Origin of the sequence: Streptomyces sp. NPDC006174 (genome assembly GCF_040614075.1) — a bacterium.
In the GTDB taxonomy this organism is placed as follows: Bacteria; Actinomycetota; Actinomycetes; order Streptomycetales; family Streptomycetaceae; genus Streptomyces.
The window spans coordinates 115767-131214 of the sequence record NZ_JBEXTJ010000011.1; the positions used below are offsets into that span (position 1 = coordinate 115767).

General features: G+C 71.3%; 11 protein-coding genes. 3 read left to right on the plus strand and 8 right to left on the minus strand.

Translation table 11 applies throughout. From position 1 onward, the window contains the following. Nucleotides 1–55: 55 nt before the first annotated feature. The 4 genes from ABZ267_RS24480 to ABZ267_RS24495 form a co-directional block, all read right to left on the minus strand. A complete protein-coding gene (locus ABZ267_RS24480) occupies nt 56–1318 on the minus strand; it encodes a S8 family serine peptidase (protein WP_356749028.1) in 1263 nt (420 codons plus the stop codon). Next, nucleotides 1315–4626 carry a right-handed parallel beta-helix repeat-containing protein gene (locus ABZ267_RS24485; RefSeq protein WP_356749030.1) on the minus strand — a complete coding sequence of 1104 codons (3312 nt, stop codon included), beginning with the start codon at nt 4624–4626 and terminating at the stop codon, nt 1315–1317. Before ABZ267_RS24485 ends, ABZ267_RS24480 begins: the two co-directional genes overlap by 4 nt. A gap of 144 nt (nt 4627–4770) precedes the next feature. After that, the gene (locus ABZ267_RS24490; protein WP_356749032.1) at nt 4771–5991 is read right to left on the minus strand and encodes a ricin-type beta-trefoil lectin domain protein; all 1221 of its coding nucleotides are present in this window, start codon (nt 5989–5991) and stop codon (nt 4771–4773) included. Beyond that, the gene (locus ABZ267_RS24495; protein ID WP_356749243.1) at nt 5988–6584 is read right to left on the minus strand and encodes a type VII secretion system-associated protein; all 597 of its coding nucleotides are present in this window, start codon (nt 6582–6584) and stop codon (nt 5988–5990) included. The genes ABZ267_RS24490 and ABZ267_RS24495 overlap by 4 nt, the downstream gene beginning before the upstream one ends. A 354-nt stretch (nt 6585–6938) precedes the next feature. Here ABZ267_RS24495 and ABZ267_RS24500 point away from each other — a divergent pair, with 354 nt between their 5' ends. Further along, on the plus strand, nt 6939–7964 hold the full coding sequence (locus tag ABZ267_RS24500) for a mannose-binding protein (protein WP_356363564.1): 1026 nt from the start codon (nt 6939–6941) through the stop codon (nt 7962–7964). Nucleotides 7965–8932: 968 nt separating this feature from the next. Here ABZ267_RS24500 and ABZ267_RS24505 read toward each other — a convergent pair. Both ABZ267_RS24505 and ABZ267_RS24510 read right to left on the minus strand, forming a co-directional pair. Beyond that, nucleotides 8933–10261: a class I SAM-dependent RNA methyltransferase gene (locus ABZ267_RS24505; RefSeq protein ID WP_356749034.1), complete on the minus strand. Its 1329-nt coding sequence runs from the start codon at nt 10259–10261 to the stop codon at nt 8933–8935. Nucleotides 10262–10374: 113 nt separating this feature from the next. Then, nucleotides 10375–12423, minus strand: coding sequence for an APC family permease (locus ABZ267_RS24510; protein WP_356749036.1), 2049 nt, complete (start codon nt 12421–12423; stop codon nt 10375–10377). 321 nt (nt 12424–12744) lie between these two features. Here ABZ267_RS24510 and ABZ267_RS24515 point away from each other — a divergent pair, with 321 nt between their 5' ends. Then, a complete protein-coding gene (locus tag ABZ267_RS24515; protein ID WP_030571488.1) occupies nt 12745–13413 on the plus strand; it encodes a TrkA family potassium uptake protein in 669 nt (222 codons plus the stop codon). Beyond that, a complete protein-coding gene (locus tag ABZ267_RS24520; RefSeq protein WP_030571485.1) occupies nt 13413–14093 on the plus strand; it encodes a TrkA family potassium uptake protein in 681 nt (226 codons plus the stop codon). The genes ABZ267_RS24515 and ABZ267_RS24520 overlap by 1 nt, the downstream gene beginning before the upstream one ends. A gap of 89 nt (nt 14094–14182) precedes the next feature. Here ABZ267_RS24520 and ABZ267_RS24525 read toward each other — a convergent pair whose 3' ends face one another. Together ABZ267_RS24525 and ABZ267_RS24530 are read right to left on the minus strand one after the other, a co-directional pair. Then, nucleotides 14183–14989 (minus strand): DUF3159 domain-containing protein, encoded by an 807-nt coding sequence (locus ABZ267_RS24525; RefSeq protein ID WP_356749038.1) that lies wholly within the window; start codon nt 14987–14989, stop codon nt 14183–14185. Nucleotides 14990–14992: 3 nt separating this feature from the next. Continuing rightward, nucleotides 14993–15409: an OB-fold nucleic acid binding domain-containing protein gene (locus ABZ267_RS24530; protein WP_356749040.1), complete on the minus strand. Its 417-nt coding sequence runs from the start codon at nt 15407–15409 to the stop codon at nt 14993–14995. Nucleotides 15410–15448 lie beyond the last annotated feature (39 nt).

A 15448-nucleotide genomic window follows, 5' to 3' on the forward strand; every position in this document is an offset into this window, starting at 1 on the left:
CTACAGATGTACGGAGGTGGGGCGCCCTTCGGCAGGGGGGCGCCCCACCTCCGTCTCAGCCTTGGCCCGCCGGCCGCCAGCCTCTCGCGCGGGCCCGCGCGAGCGCGAACCCGGCCCAGAGGACGGCGAGGACACCGGCCGTACCGAGGAGCACGAAGAGCGTGGCCCGGCCGGTGGCGCGGTCGGTGTCGGCGGTGTCGCGTACGGCCACGGGTTCGGCGCGCCGCTCCGCACCGGCGGCCGGCGCGGCGGAGTCGCCGAGGACCGTGGTGACGGCGGCGTACGCGTCGAGCTGCGGGATGTCGGCCGGGTACGCGGTGGCGGTGAGCCGACGGGTCACGGAGTCGGCCGGACCGTCGGGATGGGTGGCGCGGACCACGGCGGCGGCCCCGGCGGCGTACGCGGTGGCCACCGCGACGCCTCCGCCGAGGTAGTGCCCGCTCCCGCGCGGCCCGCCGGAGACCACTCCGGCGCCGGGTGCGACCAGGTCGACGGCCGCGGTCGGCAGCGCGCCGTCCGGACGGGCACCTGCGGGCAGCATGTCGGCGACCGCGAGGACACCGGGTTCGCCGGCGGGCCAGTAGGTACGGGAGGGGATCTCGTCGGCGGAGCCGCGCGCCGGCGGCTCCGGGGTGGCCGCGGCGACGACCACCGCGCCGGCCTTGCGCGCCTCGGCGACGGCTCGGGTCAGCTCGGTGTCCTTGCCCGGGAGGGCCACCGCGACGGCGATCACACCGGCCTTGGCCTCGGTGGCTTCGCGTACCGCCGCCGTGACGAGCGCGGGGTCCGGCTGCCCGCGCCGGTCGGTGCCGCGCAGAGCCAGGATCTCGGCGCCTGGAGCGACGCCGGCCAGCCTCGGGGTGGACCCGCCGGACCCGGCGATCAGCCCGGCCAGGAACGTACCGTGTCCGACGCAGTCGTCGGCCGCCTCGCCCTCGGCGGTGACGCGGCCTTTGAGACCGGCCGCCTCGGGGTCGACGCCGGTGGAGATCAGCGCGACGGTGACGCCCGCGCCGGCGGTGTGCCGGTGGAGGCGGTCCAGGTCGAGGCGCTGGCGGGACCAGTCCTGCTTCCTGGCCTTCTCCTTGGAGGCGGGCGTGCAGACGACGGCGTCGGCCCGGGGATCGAGCGCGGTGGGCATGCCGGGCAGCTCCTGGCCCTTCTGGCCGTCCTTCTTGCCGTCGGCGGCGGGGAAGGCGATGGGCGTACGGGGGTGGGGTGCGGCCTGGGCCGGGGCGACGGCCGCCGGGAGCATGAGAGCGGCGGCGAGCCCGGGTCCGTACAGCAGGCGGGTCGTCCTCCGCGCAGGCGGCCTCACTGCGGGACCGCCTTCGTCGCGGCGGTCGTGACGTCGGCCGGGAGCAGGATGCGGAGGTCGTCCAGGGTCGGCGCGGCCAGTGAACTCAGCCTGCCGGCCTGGCGGGTGACCATCGCCTCGACCACCTGGCGGGCCAGGCGCGCGTTGCCGAAGGAGCGGTCGCGCGGCAGCGCGTCGAAGTGCTCCTTGAGCAGCGGCCCGGTGCCGGGCCCACACTCGTACCCCATGGCGGCGGCCTGGGCGCGCACGATGGTGACCAGCTCCTCGGAGGAGTAGTCGGCGAAGGAGATCCGGCGCGGGAAGCGGGAGGAGAGGCCGGGGTTGGAGGCGAGGAAGCGCTCCATCTCGTCGGTGTAGCCGGCCACGATGACGACGACCTCGTCGCGGTGGTCCTCCATGAGCTTCAGCAGGGTGTCCACCGCCTCCTGGCCGAAGTCGGCGCCGCCGCCGCGCGGAGTGAGGGTGTAGGCCTCGTCGATGAACAGCACGCCGCCACGGGCCCGTTCGAAGATCTCGCGGGTCAACTGGGCGGTGTGGCCGATGTAACGGCCGACGAGATCGGCGCGGGCCGCCTCGATCAGCTGGCCGCGTTCCAGCACGCCGAGCTGGGTGAGGACCTCGCCGTAGAGGCGGGCGACGGTGGTCTTGCCGGTGCCGGGCGGGCCGGTGAAGACCAGGTGGTTGCTGAGCGAGGGGACGGGGAGGCCGGCGGCGGCGCGGTGGCGGGCGGTGGTGATGAGGTTGACCAGGTCGGCGACCTCGCGCTTGACCTCGGCCAGGCCGATCATGTCGCCGAGGCGGGTGAGCGGGTCGTCGGCCGGTGCGGCGGGTCCGGTGGCCGAGGCGGCCGCGGTGGCGGAGACGTCGTCGGGCAGGAGCAGCCGCAGATCGTGCTCGGTGACCTGTGGCTGGGCCGAGAGGCGGACGGCCTGCCGGTCCACCATCTCCTCGAACACCCCGCGCGCGGCACGGCCGTTGCCGAATCCGGCGTCCCGGTCCATCGCACCGAAGTGCGCGGCGAGCGCCTCCGCCGTGCCCTCACCCAGTTCGTACTGGTGCTGGGCGCACATGCTCTCCATGATCGCGACCAGGTCCGGCACCGAGTAGTTCTCGAACTCCACGGTCCGCGAAAAGCGGGACGCCAGACCGGGGTTGGAGCTGAGGAAGGAGTCCATCTCGCGGGAGTATCCGGCCGCGACGACCACCACGTCGTCGCGGTGGTCCTCCATGAGCTTGAGCAGCGTGTCCACCGCCTCGCGGCCGAAGTCGGCGCCGCCGCTGCCGCTGTCGGCGGTGAGTGTGTAGGCCTCGTCGACGAAGAGCACGCCGCCGAGGGCCCGTTGGAAGGTCTCGGAGGTCTTGATGGCGGTGCCGCCGACGACCTGGGCGACCAGGTCGGCGCGGGAGACCTCCACCAGGTGGCCGCTGCGCAGCGAACCCAGCTCGGCGAGGATCGCGCCGTAGAGGCGGGCGACGGTGGTCTTGCCGGTGCCAGGAGGGCCGGCGAAGACCAGGTGGCGGCTCATCGGCGGTGCGGGCATGCCGAGTTGTTCGCGGCGCTGGGCGAGCTGGGTCAGGTTGACCAGCGTACGGACCTGCTGCTTGACGTTCTCCAGGCCGATCAGCGCGTTGAGGGCGCCGAGCGGGCCGTCCGCGCGGTCCGGCGGAGGCGCGTCGGCGGCGCCGGAGCCGGCCGGGTCGGTGTTCTCGGCGCTGCCGCTGCCCCAGGCGTCCCGCTTGCCGTTGGAGACGCTGTTCAGGCCGTCCACGGCGAGCCGGTCGCCGGGTGCGGTCTGCACGAGGCCGCCGCCCTCGTTCTCGCGGGCGGTGCAGTTGACGAGCGAGACGGGGGCGGTGGACTCGACGCGGAAGCCGTCCTGGGCGCCGCCGTTGGCCTCGCAGCCGCTGAGCGAGGCGAGCGCGCCTTCGCGGAGCAGGAAGCCGTGGCCCTTGGGAGCGTGCACGGTGGTGCGGTTGGCGGTCAGCTCGCCGCCCGCAGCGACGACCACGCCTTCCTCGCCCGCTGTCTCGACGCGGAAGTCGCGGACGGTGACGTTGCCGCCGTCCTCCACGATCAGGCCGCTGGTCGCGGTGTCGGAGACGCCGCCGCCGGCCAGGTAGAGAGTGGAGCCGGAGGCCACCCGTACACCGGCGCCCTTCGGCCGGACGATCTCGCAGTCCTCGACGCGGCCGCGGGCGTTCCGCGTGGCCGTGATGCCGTCGCCGGCGGGCTCCACCAGCCGGGCCCGGCGCAGCAGCGGGTTGGCTCCGCCCTGCAGCGCGACGGCGGGCGAGGAGCCGATCACCTCCAAGCGGTCCAGCTCGGGCGCCGCGTCCTCCTCCAGGAGCAGCCCGACCCCTTCGCAGTCGCGGACGGTCAGCCCGGTCAGCGCCGGCGAGGACGACCCGGCGACCCGCAGGGCCGCGCCCTGCGCACCGTCGACCCAGCAGTCCTCGAAGGTGCCGCGCGCCCGGTCGGTGACGACGACGCCGTGGCCGCGTGCGCGCGAGACGCGGCAGCGGCGCAGGACGGGGTCGGTGCCGCCGGCCAGCGCGATGCCGTTGCCGGAGGCGCCGGTGACGCGGACGTCCTCCAGGGTGGTGCGGCCCGAACTGCTCAGGTGCACGCCGGTGCTGGTGTCGTGCACGACGGTCCGTACGACGGAGACGGCGGAGTTCTCCTCCAGGGCGATGGAGGGCTTGTCGGTGGAGGAGATGTCGCAGTCCTCGACGGTGCCTCGGGTCTCACCGTTGGCGAGGAGACCGTTGCCACGGGCGCCGCGTACCGTGCAGTCGCGGATCCGCGCCTCGCCCTGCTCGGCGAGGACGATCCCGCTGGTGCCGAGGTGTTCGAGCGTGCAGGACTCGACAGTGGTCGGCGTGGTGGAGGTCACGACGATGCCCGCGCCCTGCGGGTTGCTCACCCGGCAGTCCCGCAGCGCGAGGGAGCCGGTCCCGCCGGCCAGCATCGCGGTCCAGGCGGCACCGACGATCTCGCACCCGTCGAACGCGGCCTGTCCGCGCCGGACATCGACGGCCGGCAGCTCCGCGTCGCCACCGCGCAAGGTGAGTTCGGAGAGCATCACGGCGTCGGCGCGCAGCGCGATCACACTGCCCGAACGCGGCCGGATCTCGACCGTGCCCCGGCCTTCGGCGGCGGTGAGGGTGACCCGGGTGTGGATCACCAGGTTCTCCGCGTACGTTCCGGGCCGGACGCTGATGAGCGCACCGGTACGGGCGGCGGCGAGCGCCTCACCGATCGTCGAGAAGCGGTCCCCGGGGCCGACCGACAGTACCTGGCGCGACACGCACCAACCTCCTTGCTACGGCGGCGTCCTGTGCGGACGCCCCTCTTCACCGGGGACACGGTTCCAGCGGTCCGGCGATGCCATCATGCCCCGTCACGCGCGGACGGCCGCCGGGGGCGGGCTCCCGGCGGCCGGATGCCCGGGTCAGGAGCTCCACTTCTGGTTGGGGTTGCCCGTGCACTCCCACAGGATCAGATACGTGGACGGGCCCCGCTCCTTGCTGTGGTTCGGGATGTCGACGCACATGCCGACGACCGTGTTGACCAGGTCGTGGGCGGGATTCAGGTCGAACTTCTGGGCGGCGGAGCCGTTGCACCAGGCGAGCTGGATGGGGGTGCCGTTGCGGAAGACCGCGTTGGCCACGTCCAGGCACTTGTCCCGGGCCCGGATGGTGCCGTCGGAGCCGATGCGCCACTTCTGGGCGTCGGCGCCGTTGCAGTCCCACATGAAGAGCCGCTGGCCGTCGTTGAAGTTGTGGCCGGGGACGTCGACGCAGCGGCCGGAGAGGTGGCTGCGGAAGGAGAAGGGACCCCGGAAGGTGACGGCGGGCTGGGCCTTGGCGGGCTGGTTCTTCGCCTTGGGTTGGGCCTTGGGCTCCGTCTTGGGCTGTGCCTTGGGCGGATCGGCCTTCTTCGGCGGGTCCTTGGGAGCAGCGCTCTCCTTCTCGGCCTCGTCCTTGCCGCTGCCGGTCGGAGGTACGGCGGGCGGCGGAACGTGCCGTACGGGCTGTTCGGCCTTCTCCGCCTTGTCGGCGCCCTTCTCCTCCTCGGCCGGGGAGCTGGTCTCGGGTGCGGTGACGGCGAACTCTCCGGGCGCCTCCGGCCCGCTCCCGTCGAGCACCGTCCCGGCCGCCGCCGTGGAAGGCTGCTCGGGCCCCTTGTCGTCGTTGCCGGCGAGTACGAGGAAGGGCACGGACACGAGGAGCGCCCCGGCCACCGCCGCTCCGGCGAGCATGGCCTTCCCGGGCCGTCCGACGGGCCCGGCCTCCTGCTGCGGCTTGCCGATGGCGGTGGCGGTCATGGTCCGTACGAGGGCGGGGAGCCGGCTCTGGGCGGCGGCGGAGGCGCCGGGATCGGTGTCGGCCTCGGGGGCGGCGGCCGCTCCGGTCCTGGCCTGCGCAGGGGCGGGGTCAGGCGCGGCGGTCGCGTCAGGCACGACGGAAGGAGCGGGAGCAACGGGAACTGCGGGCGCCGCGCTCGCGGAGGCGTTGGCGGCGGCTGCCGCCTCGCTCTCGGCACCGGACTCCGCGCGAGTCTCCTGAGAGGCGGGGGTCTGCTGAGAGGCAGGGACCTCCTGGGAAGCGGGGGCCTCCTGGGAGGCAGGCACCTCCTGGGAGGCAGGGGTCTGCTGGGACGAACGCGTCATGGGGTCCTCCCTGTGGTGTGGGGCCAGGGTTCGGTGGAGCTGGGGCCGTCCGCCGCGCTCACGGTGCCGGGAAGGCTGTCGGCCGGGACGAGCAAAGGGGCGGCGGCCCCGGCATTGACCATCAGCAGGGCGCCGGAAGCGCTCACCGACCTGGCCAACTCGCTCGCGGGCAGGCTGTCATGGTGAAGTGCCGAGGACATGAATTCATGTGTGGGCGAGGTGAACAGAAGCACCACCGGCACCCCGTCCCGCCCGGCGGCCATGAGCGGCCCGCCGTCCGGCCCGCGCACCACGGAGACGTCCGCCTCCGCGAGTTCCGCGAGAGCTTCCTCGACCGTGCCGTACCCGGTCGCGGCCCGCTGAGCCGCCGCGTCCACGGGATCGGTGGGCTCCGGCCACCCGAGGACCCGGGCCGAGGGCCGGTACGCCGGGTTGGCGCGGTACTCCGCCACGCCACCGTCGGCGTCCGACTGCCACTCGCCCAGCACGGCCCACTCCGGCGGCGTCCGCTCGCCGGTCCACTCCGGATCGACGATGCCGACCCAGTGCCCCGGCGCCCGGCGAGCGGCTTCCCGTACGGCATCGGGCACCATCGAGGCATCAGGAACGGCCAACGGCGCGTCCTGTCGGCCCTCTCGCCGCTCTCCGGCCCGTCTCTCCACCTGAACTCTTGGCTCCGTACGCATTCTTGTGCGCCGAGCGGCCTGCGCGAACCGCCGACAGTGATCAGATCGGGAAGCCAACAGGATGTCATACGACCTCGGTTGATGACGGCTCACCAGAGCTCCGAATCGGGTGCCGACGTGCCCGTTTGCTGCCCGAACAGAGAACGTTCCGGGACCAGTGAGGCGCAGAAGGACAAAGCGACGGGGACGTTCTCGGGGAGACACCGCTCACCTTCCGCGCGACGGGCTACGTTGAGCACGCCACCGAGGAGGAGTCACCGCATGTCCCCCGAACACCCCAACACCGCGGCAGCCAAAGCCCAGACGGAGGAGGCCGCCCCCGCACCGACCGAGGAGACGAAGACCTCAGCGACCACCTCCGAGGCGGCACAGACACCGGCTCCCACTCCAGAGCCGGAAACATCGCCTCCCACCTCCAAAGCGGAGGCCTCGCCACCCACCTCCGAGGCAGAGCCCACCACCCCGCCCGGCGAGACCACCACGGCGGCGAAGACGGCCGAGGAACCCGAGCCGCCCACAGCAGGCCTGGCCGTCGCCACGGCCATCGGCACGACGTCGGCCACCAAGCCCCTCACCGCCACCGACAAGGGACGCCCTCGCACTCCGATCCTGGCAGGTGCGGTGTTCGTGGGCGCCGCGCTGGTGGCGATACCCGTGCTCCTCATGGGCAGCGCGAACGACGAGGAGCCCCGTAACACCGGCACAGCACCGGTGGCCGGAAGCGCCGACACGGTCCTCAACCCGGAACCGGCCCCGGCAGCCCTGGACGACTACGTGGCGGTGAAGCCCACGCCGTCCCCGACCGTACAGAAGAAGATCGCCCCACCACCGGCCCCGGCGGCCCCCGCACCCGCCGCGCCCGCACCGCAACCCAGCAAGAGCCCGCCACCCGAGAAGAAGCCCGAGCCCACCCCCACCCCGAAGCCCAAGCCGAAACCCAAGCCCAAGGCGACGCCCCAGCCCAGCTGGGGCACCCAGACGGTCTCCGCGACCAGCTCGATCGGCGTCGGCCAGTCCTGGGCCACCAACCGCATCCGTATGACGATGCAGCAGGACGGCAACCTCGTCGTCTACAACGAGCAGAACAAGCCCATCTGGGCCGCGATGACCTTCGGCGAGAACCACCGCGCGATCTTCCAGCCCGACGGCAACCTGGTCATCCACAACGGCGACGACCGCGCCATCTGGGCCTCCAAGACCCACGACTTCGGCGGCGCCCAGATGGTCCTCCGCGCCGACGCCAAGGTGGTCATCGTCCACAACGGCAGGGTGGTCTGGTCGACCTGATCCGCCGCGCACTTCGCTCCCACCTTCCCGCCGGCGGAGGAGTACATGGCCCTCCAGGCATCGGGCAACTGGCCACCCCGGTAAGCCTGAACAACAGGCGGCGACCTGGCGGAACCGGACGATACGAGGACATACAGGCAGACTGCCGATGCGCTCAAGTGCCGCCTACAGGCGCTGAATTCTGGCGGACAGCCCGATGGCGACGCTCCTGGAGAAGAGTTCACGGGCGTCGGTACGGGTCCGGGTGCCCCACGCCGAGGACAGGCGGGCCCTGCTCGACCACCTCGACGGCGGGGGCGCGACAGGAGCGGCCCCGGAGGAGGTCGGGGACCTCGCCCACCGGCTCGGGATCCCGCTCCACGAACTCCGTTCCGTCACAGCCTCCTTGGAGGAGGCGTACAGGGAACTGACGGAACGCAGCGTGGAGTACGCGACACCACCGGCCCACGCCGTACGGCACCGACTACGTCGACCACCTCGCGGGCCGCTGGATGACCCGCACCGACGACGCGATGCTCCTCGCCCTGCGCCGGATCGGCACGTAGGGCCTGGGCAACGCGCGAGAACCAGGGTCCGGCCGAGGATCTCAGAGGCAACCTCGATGTACCGGCCGTGCGGGGCAGCGTTGACTGCGAGTTCCGCGACGAGCGGCGCGGCGGTGTCGGATGCCTCGCTGCCGTGCGGCACGTCCCCTGCGTCGAATTGGTGCAGCAAGAGCCGATGGGCAAGGTACTGCGCCGTGGGTTCGAGGCTCACCTGACGCACCATAAGAACGAGCGTCAGATGAGCGTCGAGCCCGTCGTGCACCATTCCCGACGAAGGTCGCCGCAGACTGCTTGCCCCTGCGCTCTCGGGTGAAACCGCAGGTCAGAGCAGTGTGCTTGAACGGCCGTACGTTCCACGTGGTGTCCGGTGGAAAACATGTCGAGCGCATCCCGCCATGCCTGAGAACCTTGGGAAACTGCAGGTCAGAGCCCCTTTGCAGCAGGCTCCAAAATAGCCACGCACTCCACATGATGCGTCATAGGAAACAGATCGAACGCCCGCAGCGTCCGCACCCGGTACCCGCCCTCCGCGAAGTACGCCAGGTCCCGTGCCAGCGCCGCCGGGTCGCAGGCGACGTACGCGATACGGCGCGCCCCCAGCGACACCAGGTGCTTGACCACCTGCTTGCCGGCGCCCGCGCGTGGCGGGTCCAGGACGATCAGGTCGCACTCCGTGATGCCCGTGCGGGGCAGGACCTGGTCGACCTTGCCGTGTTCGATGCGGACGCGGTCCAGGTCCTTCAGGTTGTGGCGGGCGTCCTCGACCGCGCGCTTGCCGGACTCGATGCCGAGCACCGCGCCCTTCTCGCCGATGCGCTGGCCGATGGCGCCGGCGAAGAGGCCGACGCCGCAGTAGAGGTCGAGGGCCGTGTCGTTCTTGCGGGGCAGGAGGCCCTGCATGACCGCGCGGACCAGGGTGTTGGCCGCCTGCGGGTGGACCTGCCAGAAGCCGCCGGAGCCGACGCGGTACGTGCGGTCGTCGGCGCGTTCGCGGACGAAGGCGCGGCCGTGGACTCGGTGGACCCCGCTGTCCTTCTCGTCGACGCGGAGTACGGAGACCGGCTTGTCCAGCTCGACCAGCGGGAGCCGGCCGCCGGGCTTCGGCGTGAGGATGACCTGGCGGTCGTTGGAGCCGGTGGCGGTGATCGCCTCCACCGCGGCGATCTGCGGCCACTCGCGCTTCTCCACGCCGAGCTCGGAGACGCCGGGTGCGGCGATCAGGCAGTGGTCGATCGGCTGGACGTCGTGCGAGCGGTGCTTGCGCAGGCCCGTCCGGCCGTCCGCGTCGATGGCGTACTGGACACGGGTGCGCCAGGCCGGCACCTCGCCCGGCGGGAGCTTGTCGCCCTCGGCCGGCATGACCGTGCCGTCCCAGCCGGCCTCCTCGGGCGTCAGGCCCGCCAGGCGCTGGAGCTGCTCGGCGATCACCTCGCCCTTGAGGCGGCGCTGGGCACCGGGCTTGGCGTGCTGCCAGTCGCAGCCGCCGCACTTGCCGGGGCCGGCGTACGGGCACGGGGCCTCGACGCGGTCCTTGGACGGCTCCAGGATCCGTACCGCATCCGCCCGCAGGAAGCGGGAGTCCGTGTCGCCGTCGGTGACCTTGGCGATGATCTTCTCGCCGGGGAGCGTGTGGCGGACGAAGAGCACCTGGTTCTCGGCGGTACGGGCGATGCAGTGGCCGCCGTGTGCGACGGGGCCGACCTCGACCTCGTACTCCTCCCCGACCAGCGACGACGTGGGTTCGTTCTGCATGAGGGGAGGCTCCAGGGAGGAAGGGGGAAGGCGGGTGCCCGCGGCCGGACAACAGCCCACCAGTCTACGTGGGTGCCACCAGGGTGCTTACCAGGAGACACCCGTCATGCCCCTCATCCCTTCCGGCTCGGCTCCTTGTGCCGGCGCTCCACCGGGCCGCGCCGCACCGAGCCCGGAGCGCTCCAGTCCGCCCGCCTGCGGGCCCGCTGCTTCGCCGCCTCGGAGGACTGGAGCTGGTACGGGACGGAGGTGACCATCACGCCGGGCGTGAAGAGCAGGCGGCCCTTCAGGCGCAGTGCGCTCTGGTTGTGGAGGAGGTGCTCGTACCAGTGGCCGACCACGTACTCCGGGATGTAGACGCTGATCACGTCGCGCGGACTCTGTCGGCGCAGGCCCTTCACGTACTCGATGACCGGGCGGGTCACCTCGCGGTACGGCGAGTCGAGGATCTTGAGCGGTACGTCGATGTTGCGCCGTTCCCAGTCCTCGCGCAGGGCCTTCGTCTCGTCCGGGTCGACGCTGATGGAGAGCGCCTCCAGCTGGTCGGCGCGGATCAGCTTGGCGTAGGCGAGGGCCCGCAGGGTCGGGCGGTGGAGCTTGGAGACCAGGACGATCGCGTGGACGCGGGACGGGCGGACGCTCTCGTCCGGAGAGGTGTCCTCGGCGGAGATCTCGGCGGCGACCCGGTCGTAGTGCTTCCGGATCGCGGTCATCGTGCCGTAGAAGATGACCATGCCGAGCAGCGCGACCCAGGCGCCGTGGCTGAACTTGGTGGCAAGGACGATCACCAGGACCACGCCGCAGAAGAAGGCGCCGAAGGCGTTGATGGCGCGGGACCGGATCATACGGCGGCGCTTGGCCTGGTCCCCTTCGTCGGTCAGCAGACGGTTCCAGTGCCGCACCATTCCGGTCTGGCTGAGGGTGAAGGAGACGAAGACGCCGACGATGTACAGCTGGATCAGGCGCGTGGAGTCCGCGCCGTAGATCCACACCAGCAGGATGGCTGCACCCGCCAGCAGCACGATGCCGTTGGAGAAGGCGAGCCGGTCGCCGCGGGTGTGGAGCTGGCGCGGCAGGTAGCGGTCCTGGGCGAGGATCGAGCCGAGCAGCGGGAAGCCGTTGTACGCGGTGTTCGCGGCCAGGAAGAGGACCAGCGCGGTGGCCGCGGCAAGCATCATGAACAGGAACGAGCCGTGGCCGAAGACCGCCTCGGCCACCTGGGCGATCACCGGGTCCTGGGTGTAGCTCTCGCCGACCGGGACGCCGTCGCGGAGCAGGTCGACGGCCGGGTTCTCGGCCATCTTGACATCGGTGGTCATGGCCAGGGCGATGATTCCGCAGAACATGGTGACGGCGAGCAGGCCCATCATCGCGAGCGTCGTCGCGGCGTTCTTGGACTTCGGCTTGCGGAAGGCGGGCACCCCGTTGCTGATCGCCTCGACCCCGGTGAGGGCGGCGCAGCCGGAGGAGAAGGCGCGCAGGAGGAGGAAGAGGAGAGCGAAGCCCGCGAGTCCCTGGTGCTCGGGTTTGATCTCCAGCTCGGAGGTCGGGGCATGCATCGTGTCGCCGAGGACCAGGCCCCGGAACGCACCCCACAGGAGCATCAGGAAGACGCCGGCCACGAAGAGGTAGGTGGGGACCGCGAACAGCTTCCCCGACTCCTTGACCCCGCGGAGGTTCATCAGCGTGAGCAGCACGATGGCGCCGATCGCGCAGAGCGTCTTGTGCTCGATGACGAAGGGGATCGCGGAGCCCAGGTTCTCCACTCCGGCGGAGATCGACACGGCCACGGTGAGGACGTAGTCGACCAGCAGGGCGCTGGCGACGGTCAGTCCGGCCCGGGGGCCGAGGTTGGTGGTGGCGACCTCGTAGTCGCCGCCGCCGCTCGGGTAGGCACGGACGTTCTGCCGGTAGGAGGCGACGACCGTGAACATCAGGACCACGACGGCCACCGCGATCCACGGGCTGAAGTGGTACGCCGATACGCCCGCGATGGACAGGACCAGGAGGACTTCTCCGGGTGCGTACGCCACCGAGGAGAGCGGGTCGGACGCGAAGACGGGGAGCGCGATGCGCTTGGGGAGGAGCGTCTCCCCCAGCTTGTCGCTGCGCAGCGCCCGGCCGATCAGGATCCTTTTGGGCACGTCGGTCAGTTTGGACACGCTGAGGATCGTAAGCGGAGCCCGTACCGGTCGAGGACGCTTGATCGTCGTGGCACCCCTCTCTCCTGCGGCGGGAGCAGAAATCAGCCGTAATCCTTAACGCAATCCTTGCGATCGGCGCAGCACTTTTACTCCCCCTTTGCCCATGTGTCCGGAGCAACGCACACTCGGAGGAAACAGCGGCCCACGGGCGGCATAAGCTCATCCCCGGGCAGCGCCGAAGTCGTTGCCCCGTTGTTTGCCCGGCAAGCTGAGAGAGAAGTGTGAGCAGCGTGTTTTCGCAGGTCAGCCGGTTGACCAGGACGGCGAGGTAGGCGAACGGTGCACATCGTCATCATGGGCTGCGGGCGCGTCGGAGCCGCTCTCGCACAGACCCTGGAGCAGCAGGGGCACACGGTCGCGGTGATCGACCAGGACCCGACGGCCTTCCGCCGTCTCGGGTCCGGATTCGGCGGTCGCCGGGTCACCGGGGTCGGCTTCGACCAGGACACCCTCCGCGAGGCGGGCATCGAGGACGCCGGGGCGTTCGCCGCGGTCAGCAGCGGCGACAACTCCAACATCATCGCGGCCCGCGTGGCCCGCGAGATGTTCTCCATCGAGAACGTCGCGGCCCGTATCTACGACCCGAAGCGGGCCGAGGTCTACCAGCGCCTCGGAATCCCCACCGTGGCCACGGTCCGCTGGACGGCGGACCAGATGCTGCGGCGGCTGCTGCCCTCCGGCGCGGAGCCGCTGTGGCGCGATCCGAGCGGAGGTGTGCAGCTCGCCGAGGTGCACACGACACCGTCCTGGATCGGCCACCGGATCAGCACGCTCCAGGAGCAGACCGGCGTCCGCGTCGCCTTCCTCACCCGGTTGGGAGAGGCCATCCTGCCGACGTCACAGACCGTCCTGCAGGAGGGCGACCTGGTCCACGTGATGATGCGTACGGACGAGATCGCCAAGGTCGAAGAAGCCTTCGCCGAAGGTCCCGAGGAGGGCGGTCACTGATGCGTGTGTCGATTGCCGGAGCGGGCGCGGTGGGCCGTTCCATCGCCACCGAGCTGCTGGAGAACGGGCACGAGGTGCTGCTCATCGACAAGGCGCCCAGCGCCATCTCGGTGGAGCGGGTCCCGTCGGCCGAGTGGCTGCTCGCGGACGCCTGCGAGATCACGTCGCTGGACGAGGCGGCCCTGCAGCGCTGCAACGTGGTGATCGCGGCGACGGGCGACGACAAGGTGAACCTGGTCGTCTCGCTGCTCGCGAAGACCGAGTACGGCGTGCCGCGCGTGGTGGCTCGGGTCAACCACCCGAAGAACGAGTGGCTCTTCAACGAGTCCTGGGGCGTCGATGTCGCCGTCTCGACCCCGCGGCTGATGTCGGCACTGGTGGAGGAGGCGGTGAGCGTCGGCGATCTGGTCCGGCTGCTGCGCTTCAGCCACGGCGACGCCAACCTGGTGGAGCTGACGCTGCCGCCGGAGTCGGCGCTGGCCGGTACCCGGGTCGGTGATGTGGCGTGGCCCGAGGACACCTCGCTGGTCACCATCATCCGCGGGACGCGGGTGCTGACGCCGAGTCCCGAGGAGTCCCTGGAGGCCGGTGACGAGCTGCTGTTCGTGGCGGCCCAGGCGCGCGAGGAGCAGTTGGAGGATCTGCTGTCGGTCCGCCGCGATCTGTCGTCCGACGACTGACGTGTGAGCAGTCCTGCAGCTGACGCGTGAGCATGAGAGGGGCCCGTAACCGCACAACAGCGATTACGGGCCCCTCTTATACGTACGTCTTACGCCTCCGGGTTGCGGAGAGCCGCCGCGGCCTGCTCGGCCTTGCGGTCCTTCTCCGCCTGCTCCGCGGCCTTCTCCTCGGCCTCCATCTCGGCGAAGACGTCGATGGGCGGCGGAGCCTTCGCGAGGAAGACCCAGGTCAGGTAGACCGCGAGCAGGAACGGCGGGATCTTCAGCGCGACCAGCACCCAGCCGAACTGCGTGGTGTCGGCCCACCAGTAGAGCGGGAAGAGGATCGCGCACTTGGCGAGCAGGATGAGGCCCCAGGCGTAACTCGCCTTGGTGTACGCCTTCTTCCGGCCCGGGTTACGCGTACGCCAGGAGAGGTTCTCCTTGAAGACCGGGCCCAGGATCAGCCCGATCAGCGGGACCCCGGCGGCTGCGGTGACGAGGTAGGCCGTGGCCAGCCCCAGCGTGTAGAGCATGCCCGGCAGGTAGAAGTCCTTGGCGTCGCCCGTCATCATCGCGAAGACGACACCGAAGGCCACGCCGAAGACGCCGCTGAAGGCGTGCTTCACGGTGTCCCGGCGGATCAGCCGTACGGCGACCAGGGCCAGCGAGACGGCCAGGGCCGCGATGGCCGAGACGTGCAGGTCCTTGTTGATGGTGAAGATCGTGACGAAGAGCAGCCCGGGCAGGACCGTCTCCACCATGCCGCGCACGCCGCCGAAAGCCTCGAAGAGCGCGGCTTCGGTGACCGCCTTCGACCCGGCGTCCTGCTGGGCTGCGTGCCTTCCGCCGGCGTTCTCCCGGTCGGTGAGGTGGGACTGGTCCGTATCGGACGTCGGCTTGTCGAGAGACGTCACCGGCTACTCCTTGCCGAGCGGTCGGAGTTCGTATGTGGGGTTGAACAGCACCCGGCGCCCGTGGCTCATGGCGACCCGGCCCGAGGCGATGATCCGGCGCCCGGGCTCTATGCCGACGATGGAGCGCCGGCCCAGCCAGACCACGTCCAACGGCTCGGTGCCGTCGAAGAGCTCCGCCTCCAGGGCGGGCACTCCGGCCCGGGGACGGAGGGTGACGGTCCGCAACGTACCAGCCACCTTGACGATCTGCCGGTCGGAGCACTCGGATATCCGGGTGCAGCCGGTGGCCTGGGTGTCCTCCCGCAGCTCCTCGGACTCCAGGTCCTCCTGGGAGCTGGAGAGCCGGTCGAGCATACGGCGGAAGCGACCGGACGGCCTCTCCGCCCTGCCGGCCTTCTCGTGTCGGGGAACAGCACTCATACCCGAAGGGTACCGGTCCCGCACGCCACCGGCCGAGGC

Coding starts and splice junctions, on each gene's coding strand:
- ABZ267_RS24500 (WP_356363564.1), top strand. CDS start 6,939: ATGTCCCCCGAACACCCCAACACCGCGGCAGCCAAAGCCCAGACGGAG.
- ABZ267_RS24490 (WP_356749032.1), bottom strand. CDS start 5,991: ATGACGCGTTCGTCCCAGCAGACCCCTGCCTCCCAGGAGGTGCCTGCC.
- ABZ267_RS24530 (WP_356749040.1), bottom strand. CDS start 15,409: ATGAGTGCTGTTCCCCGACACGAGAAGGCCGGCAGGGCGGAGAGGCCG.
- ABZ267_RS24495 (WP_356749243.1), bottom strand. CDS start 6,584: ATGGTGCCCGATGCCGTACGGGAAGCCGCTCGCCGGGCGCCGGGGCAC.
- ABZ267_RS24520 (WP_030571485.1), top strand. CDS start 13,413: ATGCGTGTGTCGATTGCCGGAGCGGGCGCGGTGGGCCGTTCCATCGCC.
- ABZ267_RS24505 (WP_356749034.1), bottom strand. CDS start 10,261: ATGCAGAACGAACCCACGTCGTCGCTGGTCGGGGAGGAGTACGAGGTC.